Genomic DNA, 10,647 nt, shown 5'->3' on the forward strand with positions numbered 1-10,647 from the left:
CGCCCATGCATCTCGACCACGCGCCCGACGACCACGACCTCGGTCCCGCCGCCGCCTCCGCCGGCGCCCTGCGGCCCGACGGCTCCCGCCGGGCGCTGCGGATCGGCCTCGGCGGGCCCGTCGGCTCCGGCAAGACCGCCACCGTGGCCGCGCTGTGCCGCGCCCTGCGCGACCGGTTCCTGCTCGCGGTGGTCACCAACGACATCTACACCCGCGAGGACGCGGAGTTCCTGCGCCGGGAGGCAGTTCTGCCGCCGGAGCGGATCAGCGCCGTGGAGACCGGCGCCTGCCCGCACACGGCGATCCGTGACGACATCTCCGCCAACCTCGAAGCCGTGGAGGAGCTGGAGGACCGGCTCGGCCCGCTCGACCTGGTCCTCGTCGAGTCCGGCGGCGACAACCTCACCGCCACCTTCTCCCGGGGCCTGGTCGACGCGCAGGTCTTCGTCATCGACGTCTCCAGCGGCGACGACATCCCGCGCAAGGGCGGCCCGGGGATCACCACCGCGGACCTCCTCGTGGTCAACAAGACGGACCTCGCGCCTTATGTCGGCGCTGACCTGGACACCATGGCCGCTGACGCGGCCCGGCAACGCGGCCCGCTGCCGGTCGTGTTCACCTCCCTGACCGGCGACGACGGTGTCCGGCCGGTCGCCGAGTGGGTGCTCGGCCGCCTGGCCGCCTGGCACCCCGCGCCCGCCGCCCCGCGCTGAGCCCCGGTCGCCCCGCCACCGCGGCCTCCGCGCCCCTACCTGCCGGCAGGAGACATGAACGCACCCGCCCCCGACCCGCCCCTCGCCGACACCCCCGCGGTCACGGCCACCGCCCGGGTGCACGCCGCCCGCAACGGCACCGCCACGGTGCTCCCGCTGCTCAGCGGCGACGGTCCGTTCTACCTCCAACGGCTGCGCGACCAGGACGGGCTGGCCCGGATCGACGTCATCGGTGCGATGAGCGGGCCGCTGGGCGGCGACCGGCTCGCCCTGCACGTCGAGGTAGGGCCGGACGCGGGCCTGCGGATCACCGCGGCCGCCTCGACCATCGCGCTGCGCGGCCCCGGCACGGACGCCGCCACCTACGACGTCCGCCTCACCGTCGCCGACGGCGGCGTGCTGCACTGGCTGCCCGAACCCGTGATCAGCACCGCGGGCAGCACTCTGTACCAGACCTGCACGGTGGACCTCGCCCCCACCGCCCGCCTGGTGCTGCGCGACGAACAGGTCCTCGGCCGCACCGGCGAGCCCAGCGGCCGCCTCACCACCCGCCTGACCGTCCACCGCGGCGGCCGCCCACTGCTCGACCAGCACACCTCCTACGGCGACCCCCACCCCGGGTGGGACGGTCCGGCCGTCGTGGGCGGCCACCGGGCCTGCGGCCAACTCCTCGTGGTGGAGCCGGACATCGCCCCCGCCGGGCTCCCCACGGTGCTGCTCGGAGACCCGGGCGGCGGCGCCCAGGGGGTCCTCGCGCCGCTGGCCGGCCCGGCGGTCCTCGCCACCGCGGTCGCCGGCACGGCCAGTCGGCTGCGCGGTCTGCTCGACGAGGCGCTGGAGCGCGCGCTCACCCGCGGGGTGTGAGCAGCCCGGCGAAGAGGGCGCCGGAGGTGGTGGGTGCTCCGAGCGGCCGGTACGTGCGCCCCCTGCGACGCGATCGTGAGGGCGGCGGGATCGGTGCCGGCGGTGATGCCGTACCCCGGCAGGCCGGGAGCGGACACAGCCGCGCGAGGACGCGGGGGTCGGCGAACGGGCTGACGGGAGCGTGGAGGAGGATCACAGGGAGTACGGGACACCAGCCCCTCACGGGCCGGGAGCGACGGGCCCGGGCGGCGTGAACGGAGGAGGACGCATGGACGAGGGCGCGGACGTGCCGGCGGAGGAAGAGCAGGACGTGTCCGCCGAGGTGCGGGCGCGGGTCCTTGCGAGCTTCGGCCGTCAGGGGCTCATGGCCCACCTCGGCGCGCGGATCACCCGCGTCGCGCCCGGCAGCGTGCACATCGAGCTGCCGCACCGGCCCGAACTGACCCAGCAGAACGGCTACTTCCACGCGGGCGCCACCAGCGCGGTGGCCGACAGCGCGGGCGGTTACGCGGCGCTGACGCTCTTCCCGGCCACCGCCGACGTCCTGACGGTCGAGTACAAGATCAACCTCCTCGCGCCCGCCGTGGGGGACCACTTGGAGGCGGTGGGCACGGTACTGCGGTCCGGGCGCACCCTGACCGTCTGCCGGCTGGAGGTCTTCGGCGTCCGCGACGCCGGGCGCACGCTCGTCGCCGGCGGGCAGCAGACCCTGATCCGCGTCGAGCCTCCCACCGCCTGAGGTGCCCCCGGCGCGCGCTACGGGCGGGCGGCCGCCCGTCGGGCCAGGAGGTCGCGGCGGCCGAACTCCGTGACGGCCAGGGCCGTGACGGCGTAGAAGAACCACATGCCGGTGGACGTGGGCATGGCGAAGTGGGGGGTGTACCAGGGCGGGTCGAGCGTCGCCTGCCAGGCCAGCGCGATGACGGCGACGGCCGCGCCCGCGTAGCCGGTCCGGCGCGGCAAAGGCCCCGCGCCGGGTAGGAGGCCCGCCAGGGACAGCAGCGTGGCCAGCAGGCCGAAGAAGGCGAGCAGAGAGGCGACGGCGCCGCGGGCGAGCGCGTCCCAGGTGGCGAAGTCGTGGCCGGTGGCCTTGACCAGCGACTGCACGAAGCAGACGAGGGTGCCCCACCGCACGCTCCACACGGACTGGCCGTCGCCCCCAGCGGAGTACGCCCGCAGGAAGCAGGAGACGGCGTACAGCGCCAGCAGCGCCCCCGCGGCGCCGAGCCCCGTACGACGCGGCTGCGGCGCACTGCCGGTGCCCGTCCCCGGCCTCGGCCCGGGCGCCGGGATCGTAGGGGCGTGCGGCTGGTCCACCACGGGCCCTTCCGCCACCACGAGCGTCGGCTCCGGCGCGGGCGCCCGCAACTCCCGTGCGCACTCGGCGGCCGACGGCCGGTCCTGGGGGAGCAGCGACGTCATCCGGGTGAGCAGCGGCACCAGGTGGGCGGGCAGCGACTGCCGCGCGGGGCCGGTGGTTGGGCCGCCGGTGCCCGTCGACCGCTGAGCTTCTCGACCGGCACCAGCACCAGCACCAGCCCGAGCGCGTAGACGTCCGACGCGGCCGTCGCGCTGCTCGGGCGCCATGTAGGTCAGGGTGCCGAAGGCGTTGCCGGATGCTGCCGTGGTTCAGCGCCGCGAGCGTCCGGGCCGCGCGGGCGAACTGCCGGGCCGCGTTCGGGTACTCGGCGACCCCGCTGACGAACTTGACGGCCACCAGCCGCTGAAGGATGCGCGGGGGCGGCAAGGCCGATCACTGCGCCGTTGCGCCACCGGCAGGCCCATCCGCCACTCGAAGGAAGTCCGCAGGCCGAAGGTGGTTGTGCGGGACCCGGCCGGTGCCGACCCTGGTACGGGCGCCCGGCCGCGGCGGCCAGGACCAGGAGACGCTGATGGAGGAACGGATGGCACAGCTCGAGGACGACCGTGCGCGCGACCGTACGGTCGGACAGCCCGACGTGCCGGGGGCCGCGCCCGCGGGCCCGACCGCGGACACGCAGACGCACGCGGACACGCACGCGGAGGCCAGAGACCGGATCACCCACGGCCTGCTCTACAACGAGTCCGACGCCGGCTTCCTCCAGGGCGGCCGCCGCGCGGGCCTGCTGCACGAGTACAACCAGACCGCCCCCGCCGAGGCGGAGCGCCGCGCCGTCCTGCTCGGCCGCATCCTCGGCTCGATCGGCAAGCGCAGCTTCATCGCGCCCGTCTTCCAGGCCGCGTACGGCAGCAACGTGCACATCGGGGACGACTTCTACGGCAACTTTAACCTCTCCCTGATCGACGACGTGGAGATCCGCATCGGCAACGGCGTGATGATCGCCCCGAACACCACGATCACCACCACCGGCCACCCCGTCCACCCGGAGCTGCGCGTGGACTACAACCGCTTCTCCGAGCCGGTGGCGATCGGGGACAAGGTGTGGATCGGCAGCAATGTGGTGGTGCTGCCGGGCGTGACGATCGGATACGGCTCGGTGATCGGCGCGGGCAGCGTCGTCACCCATGACATCCCGCCGATGGTGGTCGCCTTCGGCGCGCCCTGCCGCATTGTCCGGCCCATCACGGACGCGGACCTGACGCAGCGTCAGTAGCGTACGGGCGCGCACGGGCGCCGCCGACCGCACGAGAACCCGCACGGACGAGAAGCAGTCTCCTGACGTGCCGTCAGGCGTCGAGGTCCCAGAACGAGCCGTAGCGAGTGGTGAGTTCCTCGATGTCGGGGGCGGTCAGCAGGCGCTGCCCGCTCTCGCCGAGGAGGAGCAGCAGGGCGCAGACCTCTTCCAGTTCGGTGGCCGCGTCGACGGCGGCGGCCAGGTCGGCGCCGGCGACGACGGGGCCGTGGTTGGCGAGGAGGGCCGCGCGGAAGGGGAACGGGAGGGCTTCGAGGCCGGCGGCCTGCCCGGGGTCGCCGGGGGCGGCGTAGGGGATCAGCGGGGTCTGGCCGACGCGCATGACGAAGTACGGCGTGAGCGGGGGTATCGCGCTGCGCTCGCTCCAGCCGGGCCGGCAGCTGACGGCGGCGGCGTGCCGGGAGTGCAGGTGGACCACGGCCCCGGCGGTGGGGTCGCGCCGGTAGAACGCGGTGTGCAGCGGGAACTCCTTGGACGGCCGCGGCCCCGAGATGTGGCGGCCGGCCAGGTCCACCACGCTCAGCCGGTCCGGGTCGAGGCCGCCCAGGCCGTACCCGGTGGGCGTGATCAGCACCCGGTCGCCGTCGCGGACGCTGATGTTGCCGCTGGCGCCCGGGCTGAACCCGAGCGACTGGAGCTTCGCGCCCGCCTGGACGAGATCGGTCTCGGGCGTCCTCACGCCAGCTCTCCCCACGCCGTGGTGAACATGTCGGTGGCCCCGAAGTTCCCGGACTTCAGTGCCAGGTCGACCGGGTGCCGGCCGCCGTCGAGCCGCGCCTCGGTGTGCGTCCAGGCGACACCGGGCGCGATGGGCGCGCCGACCCGCAGGGTGCGCGCGCCGATCGCGGTGACCACGGCGCCCGAGGTCTCCCCGCCGGCCACCAGCAGGTGCCGGGCGCCGGCCGCGACGAGGGCGGCGGCGCACCGGGCCAGCGCGGTCTCCACCAGCACCGCGTCGCCGGAGCCGGGCCCGCTCACCCCGGGAGCGCCGGGAACCGTACCGCCGGGGCTCCTACCGCCGGTATCCACAGGCCCCGAATCCGACATGCCGGACTCGGGTACGGTGGTCTGGTCGTCGGTGGCGTAGATCATCGGCGGCAGTCCGGGGTTCGCCCGCCACGCACCCCGGACGAAGCCGACCAGGTCGGACACGGCGCCGTCGAGGTCCGTCCGCAGAGCCGCGATGTCCAGGGCGCGGGAGGGCAGCACCGCGCGGGCGTGCCGGACCTGGGCGCGGGTCGTCGCCGAGGCGCTGCCGGACAGCACTGCGGCGGGGCCGCGGCCCGTGCTCGACGCGCGGGCGGCGGCCAGGCCGTCGCGCGGCCCGGTCATGCCGAGCGCCAGCCCGGCCGCGCCGGTGACCAGCGGCAGGTGCGCGGTCGCGGCGGCGATGGCGCGCAGGTCGTCGTCGGTGGTCGCGTCCACCACCGCCAGGTCGCCGGCGGCCGGGTCCCGCAGCGCCGCCCGTACGGCGTCGGCCCCGCCGCGTACGGCCTCGTGGCGCACGCGGCCGACGGTCCGGCGGGTCTGCGGAGCCAGCAGCCGGCCCAGGTGCGCGTCGCGCATCGGGGTCAGCGGGTGGTCGCGCATGGGGCTCTCGTCGAGCAGGTCGTCGTGGACGAAGAGCCGGGAGCGGTAGACGGTGCGGCCGGTGGCCGGGAAGGAGGGCACGACGACGGTGGCGTCCTGGCCGAGCTCGTCGAGCAGGGCGTCGGCGACCGGGCCGATGTTGCCGCGGGGCGTGGAGTCGAAGGTGGAGCAGTACTTGAAGTAGAAGCGGGTGCAGCCCGCCGCGCGCAGCGCCCGCAGCGCCGCGACCGAGTTGCCGACGGCCTCGGCCACCGGCGCCGTGCGGGACTTCAGGGCGACCACGACGGCGTCGGCGTCCGCCCAGGACGCGTCGCCGGCCGCCGCGCCGTCACGCACGTCGGTGATGCCGGTGATGCCGGGGACGCCGACCGCCACCACGGTCCGGAACCCGCGGGTGACCAGCATCGTGGCGAGATCCGTCGCCCCTGTGAAGTCGTCGGCGATCGCCCCGAGAGATGGCATCGGTCCTCCTGTGCTGCCGTGTGACGGCACCGGCCGTCCGTTGTGAAAAAATGTTAACATGCTTGACCGTGACGTGAAGCCGTGTTTAGTTTGTGTTAATTCATGAGCGCCCGACAGCTCCCGCGCCGACACCGCCGGGCCGTCCCGCGCCTCACGAGCAACCCGACACCAGCCCCACCCGGTCCCTGCGGACCGGCATTCATCCCGATAGGACCGCCATGAACATGCGCGACGAGTCCGCGGACAACGGCAGCGGCCCGGTCCGCTACGCGCTGTCGGGTGCGGGAGGCGGCTTCGCCCGTACCCTCCTCGCCCAGAGCCTGCTGATCCCGTGGCTCCAGCCGGTCGTGCTGTGCGACCTGGACGTCGAGCAGGTCCACGCCGTGTGCGTGGCGCTCGGCTACGCCGCCGACGACCTCGTGACCTGCCCGGACGCCGAGTCCGTCGCGCGGGCCGCGGCCGACGGCCGGATCGCGGTCACCGCGGACGCCACCGCCCTCCAGGCCGCCGGCTGGGACGTCCTGGCCGAGGCGACCGGCAGCCCGGTGCACGGTCTGGCGATGGCGGAGGCGGCCCTGGCCGCCGGCCGCCACGTGGCGATGGTCAGCAAGGAGGTGGACTCCGTCGCCGGACCGCACCTCGCCCGCGAGGCGGCCCGCCGCGGGCTGGTCTACACCCCCGTCGAGGGCGACCAGCCCGCGAACCTCGTCGGCCTGACCGCCTGGGCGCGCGACCTCGGGCTCGACGTCGTCGCCATCGGCAAGTCCAGCGAGTACGACCTCGTCCTCGACCCGGCGACCGGCACCGTCACCCAACTCGACACCACCGTGCCCGCCCCCGCGCTGACCGGCCTGCTCACCCTCGGCGACGACGTGCGCGCCACCCTCGAAGCGCGCGCCGCGGCGGTCGCCGCGCTGCCCGTCGGCGCCACCGCCGACTACTGCGAGATGGCCGTGGTCGCCGCCCACACCGGCTTCCGCCCCGACACCGAGCGCCTGCACTACCCGGTCGCCCGCCCCGCCGAACTCGCCGACGTCTACGCCCTGCGCGAGCACGGCGGCGTGCTGCGCCGGCCCGGCGCCGTCGACGTCTTCAGCGCGCTGCGGCTGCCGGGCGAGGCGTCCTTCGCCGGCGGCGTGTTCGTCGTGGTGCGCACCCACGACCCCGTGACCTGGCAGCTCCTGGCGGGCAAGGGCCACGTGGTCAGCCGCGACGGCCGCTACGCGGCGATCTACCTGCCCTACCACCTCATGGGCGTCGAGGCCCCGAACACCCTGCGGGCCGCCGCGGCCGGCCGTACCCACGGCAGCGCGCGCCCCGGGCGCAGCGCGGTCCTGGCCGGCCGCGCCCGGCACGACCTGCCCGCCGGCACCGGGCTGCGGATGGGCGGCCACCACCACGACGTGGAAGGCGTGCACGCCGTCCTGCTGCGCGACGAGGACACCCCGTCCGACGTCGCACCCCTCTACCTGGCCGCGGGCGCCCGGCTGGCCCGGCCGGTCGCGGCGGGCGAACTGCTGCGCCTGGCCGACCTCACCGGGTACGACGACGCGCTGGCCCGCGCCTGGCAGGCGGGCGCCGACCCCGACGCAGACCCCGACCCCGACACAGACCCCGACCCCGACACAGACCCCGGCCCCGCCGCCGAGACCGCCCCCGCGAACAGCCTGCCGGCCACCGCCGGAGCGCACCGCAGCGGCGGGCGGGGGCGGTCATGAGCTCCGACGTCCAGCACATAGTCCTCGCCGCGGTCGCCGTCGTGGTCCTGGTGGTGCTGATCACCAAGGCCAAGCTGCACCCGTTCCTCGCGCTGAGCGCCGCCGCCCTCGGGCTGGGCTTCGCCAACGGCATCGGCCCGAACGCGACCGTGGACCACTTCGAGAGCGGCTTCGGCGACGCGCTCAGCGACGTCGGCCCGATCATCGGCCTGGGCACCGTCCTCGGCGGCATCCTGCTCGGCTCCGGCGGCGCCGACCGGATCGCCACCGCCTTCATCGGCGCCCGCCCGATCAAGTGGGTGCCGTTCGCGATGACCGGCGCCGCGCTGCTCATCGGCATGCCGCACATCTTCGACGTCAGCTTCGTGATGCTGGTGCCGCTGGTGTACGCCACCGCCCGGCGCACCGGCAGCCACCTGCTCTACGTCGGCCTGCCGATGGCCGCCGGCCTGTACATCTCGCACGGCCTGCTGCCCCCGCACCCCTCCCCGACCGCGGCGATCGGCGCCTACCACGCCAACACCGGGCTCACCCTGCTCTACGGCCTGATCATCGGCATCCCGATCGCGGTGATCAACGGCCCGCTGCTCACCCGGGTGGCCAGCCGCTGGTTCGGGCCCGCGCCCGACCTCGACAAGGGGCCGGCGCCGGAGGAGCGCATCGAGCCGGCCCGGCAGGGCCGCACCGTGTCGCTCACCGCGGCGATGGCCACGGTCCTGCTGCCCGCGGTGCTGATGCTCATCGGCACCCTGGGCAAGAGCCAGGCCGCGGACGGCTCCTGGGAGCACACCTTCTTCGAGTTCTGCGACAACCCGGTGCTCTCGCTCGCCGTGGCCGTGGTCTTCGCCTACCTCGCGCTCGGCACCCGCACCGGCTTCGACCTGGGGCAGATCCAGAAGATGGCCGCCAAGGGCCTGGGCCCGGCCGGCATGATCATCCTGATCCTGGGCGCGGGCGGCGCCCTGAGCGAGATGCTCACCGCCACCGGCGTCGGCAAGGTGATCTCCACCCACGCGGTGCACTGGTCGATCTCCCCGCTCATCCTGGCCTGGGGCGTCGCGGCGCTGCTGCGGATCTGCCTCGGCTCGGCCACCGTGGCCACCGTCACCGCGGCCGGCATCGTCGGCCCGCTGATGGGCGCCTACCCCGGGCTCTCACCGGAGCTGCTGGTGCTGGCCACCGCGTCCGGCTCGGTGATGCTCTCGCACGTCAACGACTCCGGGTTCTGGCTGTTCAAGGAGTACTACCAGCTCAGCGTGGGGCAGACCTTCCGCACCTGGACGCTGATGCTGTCGTTGCAGTCGCTGCTGAGTCTGGGTGGCATCCTGCTGCTCAGTACGGTGGTCAGCTGAACCGCGAGCCCCCGGGCAACGGAGACGGAGCACGGAAGCGGCAAGCGGGAAACGGACAACGGGACGGAGGAACCGGGTTGAAGCCCTCGACGGACGGCGTGCCGCTCATCCCCGACCAGCGCCGGGAGGCGCTGCTGAAGCACCTGCGCCGGGAAGGCGTGCTCAGCGTCCAGCAGATCACCCAGCTGTTCGGGGTCTCGCACATGACCGTCCGCCGGGACATCACGGAGCTGGAGCAGCAGGGGCTGGTCTACTCCGTGCCCGGCGGGGTGCGGATCGCCAGCGGGGTGCGCTCCGAACCCGGCTTCACCGCCAAGGCGCTGGTCGAGCAGCCGCAGAAGCACGCGATGGCCCAGGAGGCCGCCGCGCTGGTCGCCGAGGGCATGACCGTCTACCTCGACGCGGGGACCACCATGCACGCGATGATCCCCGCGCTGGTCGAGCACCGCGCGCTGACCGTGGTGACCAACGACTTCCACGCCGTCGAGCAGCTGTGCCAGGCCCGGCACATCGACACCGTGCACGTCGGTGGCCGGGTCGAGCCCGACAACCGCTCCAGCGTCGGGCCGCTCGCTGCCGCCACGGTGCGCCAGCTCGCCTTCGACATCGCGTTCGTCAGCGCCAGCTCCTGGGACCTGCTGCGGGGGGTGACCACGCCGTCGGAGAGCAAGATCGAGGTCAAGCGTGCCGCGATGGCGGGCGCGGCCCAGTCGGTGCTGGTCACCGGGGCGTCGAAGTACGGCACGTTCGGCATGTACAAGGTGGCGCCGCTGAGCGCCTTCGACCTGGTGATCACCGACGACGGGCTCGCCACGCCGGCGGCCGAGGGCATCCGCGCCGCCGGCACCGACCTGCGGCTGGTCCCCGCCGGACCCGCGCCGGCCGGGCCGCCGTCCGCCTGACCCGGGGCGGCGCACCGCGCTGCGCGCGTGGTCCGGCGGCTTCCGGGAGGGGCGGGGCACTTCGTGCGGTCGGCGGCGCCCGATGCGCTGGCGTACGGTGTGGCGGTTGATCCGGCTGGGCCGACCCGCGATCACATGAGAAGCTCGGATCTGAGAGCATCAGGCGCAGTCCGGGAACCCCCTGCACCCGGGCGCGCACATTGAGGACGAAAGTGTCAACTGTGAGTGATGCAACGCACAATGGCGCGGTCGCCGTCGGCGCCTCGCCGGTGCCCTCGGCCTTCGACGACGGCCTCAGTGCCGCCGACCTCGCCGCCATGTACGGTCTGTCGGTCAGTGGTGCTCGGCCGGGGTTGTTGGCCTACACGCGGCAGTTGTGGGGTCGGCGACATTTCATCAACGAGTTCGCGAAG

10 protein-coding genes and 2 pseudogenes are annotated in these 10,647 nt (G+C 74.5%); 9 read left to right on the top strand and 3 right to left on the bottom strand.

The genetic code is table 11. From position 1 onward, the window contains the following. The first annotated feature begins 5 nt into the window (after positions 1-5). From ureG to WA788_RS34015, 3 genes are all read left to right on the top strand, one after another. On the top strand, positions 6-713 hold the full coding sequence (gene ureG, locus WA788_RS34005) for an urease accessory protein UreG (protein ID WP_335984191.1): 708 nt from the start codon (positions 6-8) through the stop codon (positions 711-713). 54 nt (positions 714-767) lie between these two features. Next, entirely contained in the window at positions 768-1,577 is an 810-nt protein-coding gene (locus WA788_RS34010; RefSeq protein ID WP_335984192.1) for an urease accessory protein UreD, read from the top strand. A 268-nt stretch (positions 1,578-1,845) separates the two neighbouring features. Continuing rightward, positions 1,846-2,316, top strand: a complete 471-nt coding sequence (locus tag WA788_RS34015) for a PaaI family thioesterase (protein ID WP_335984193.1) — start codon at positions 1,846-1,848, stop codon at positions 2,314-2,316. Between the two features lie 17 nt (positions 2,317-2,333). Here the strand turns inward: WA788_RS34015 and WA788_RS34020 are convergent, their stop codons facing one another. Then, the gene (locus WA788_RS34020) at positions 2,334-2,999 is read right to left on the bottom strand and encodes a hypothetical protein (protein ID WP_335984195.1); all 666 of its coding nucleotides are present in this window, start codon (positions 2,997-2,999) and stop codon (positions 2,334-2,336) included. A gap of 416 nt (positions 3,000-3,415) precedes the next feature. Here WA788_RS34020 and WA788_RS34025 point away from each other — a divergent pair, with 416 nt between their 5' ends. Beyond that, positions 3,416-4,171, top strand: a complete 756-nt coding sequence (locus WA788_RS34025; RefSeq protein ID WP_335984196.1) for a sugar O-acetyltransferase — start codon at positions 3,416-3,418, stop codon at positions 4,169-4,171. A gap of 73 nt (positions 4,172-4,244) precedes the next feature. On the opposite strand, the gene WA788_RS34030 is transcribed toward WA788_RS34025, so the two are convergent. Both WA788_RS34030 and otnK read right to left on the bottom strand, forming a co-directional pair. Continuing rightward, on the bottom strand, positions 4,245-4,889 hold the full coding sequence (locus tag WA788_RS34030) for a class II aldolase/adducin family protein (protein WP_335984197.1): 645 nt from the start codon (positions 4,887-4,889) through the stop codon (positions 4,245-4,247). Continuing rightward, positions 4,886-6,262 carry a 3-oxo-tetronate kinase gene (otnK, locus tag WA788_RS34035; protein WP_335984198.1) on the bottom strand — a complete coding sequence of 459 codons (1,377 nt, stop codon included), beginning with the start codon at positions 6,260-6,262 and terminating at the stop codon, positions 4,886-4,888. The genes WA788_RS34030 and otnK overlap by 4 nt, the downstream gene beginning before the upstream one ends. Positions 6,263-6,480: 218 nt before the next feature. Here otnK and WA788_RS34040 point away from each other — a divergent pair, with 218 nt between their 5' ends. From WA788_RS34040 to WA788_RS34060, 5 genes and pseudogenes are all read left to right on the top strand, one after another. Beyond that, on the top strand, positions 6,481-7,980 hold the full coding sequence (locus WA788_RS34040) for a homoserine dehydrogenase (protein ID WP_335984199.1): 1,500 nt from the start codon (positions 6,481-6,483) through the stop codon (positions 7,978-7,980). Then, positions 7,977-9,332 carry a GntT/GntP/DsdX family permease gene (locus WA788_RS34045; protein WP_335984200.1) on the top strand — a complete coding sequence of 452 codons (1,356 nt, stop codon included), beginning with the start codon at positions 7,977-7,979 and terminating at the stop codon, positions 9,330-9,332. Before WA788_RS34040 ends, WA788_RS34045 begins: the two co-directional genes overlap by 4 nt. Before the next feature lie 77 nt (positions 9,333-9,409). Then, entirely contained in the window at positions 9,410-10,234 is an 825-nt protein-coding gene (locus tag WA788_RS34050; protein ID WP_335984201.1) for a DeoR/GlpR family DNA-binding transcription regulator, read from the top strand. After that, positions 10,221-10,373 (top strand): annotated as a pseudogene (locus WA788_RS34055) (glycosyltransferase family 2 protein); the annotation flags it as partial. The gene WA788_RS34050 and the pseudogene WA788_RS34055, both read left to right, overlap by 14 nt. Positions 10,374-10,455: 82 nt before the next feature. Next, positions 10,456-10,647, top strand: a pseudogene (locus tag WA788_RS34060) (ABC transporter permease); the annotation flags it as partial.

This window comes from Streptomyces sp. CA2R106, assembly GCF_037034245.1.
GTDB lineage: Bacteria > Actinomycetota > Actinomycetes > Streptomycetales > Streptomycetaceae > Actinacidiphila.

Coding starts and splice junctions, on each gene's coding strand:
- ureG (WP_335984191.1), top strand. CDS start 6: ATGCATCTCGACCACGCGCCCGACGACCACGACCTCGGTCCCGCCGCC.
- WA788_RS34010 (WP_335984192.1), top strand. CDS start 768: ATGAACGCACCCGCCCCCGACCCGCCCCTCGCCGACACCCCCGCGGTC.
- WA788_RS34015 (WP_335984193.1), top strand. CDS start 1,846: ATGGACGAGGGCGCGGACGTGCCGGCGGAGGAAGAGCAGGACGTGTCC.
- WA788_RS34020 (WP_335984195.1), bottom strand. CDS start 2,999: ATGACGTCGCTGCTCCCCCAGGACCGGCCGTCGGCCGCCGAGTGCGCA.
- otnK (WP_335984198.1), bottom strand. CDS start 6,262: ATGCCATCTCTCGGGGCGATCGCCGACGACTTCACAGGGGCGACGGAT.
- WA788_RS34040 (WP_335984199.1), top strand. CDS start 6,481: ATGAACATGCGCGACGAGTCCGCGGACAACGGCAGCGGCCCGGTCCGC.
- WA788_RS34045 (WP_335984200.1), top strand. CDS start 7,977: ATGAGCTCCGACGTCCAGCACATAGTCCTCGCCGCGGTCGCCGTCGTG.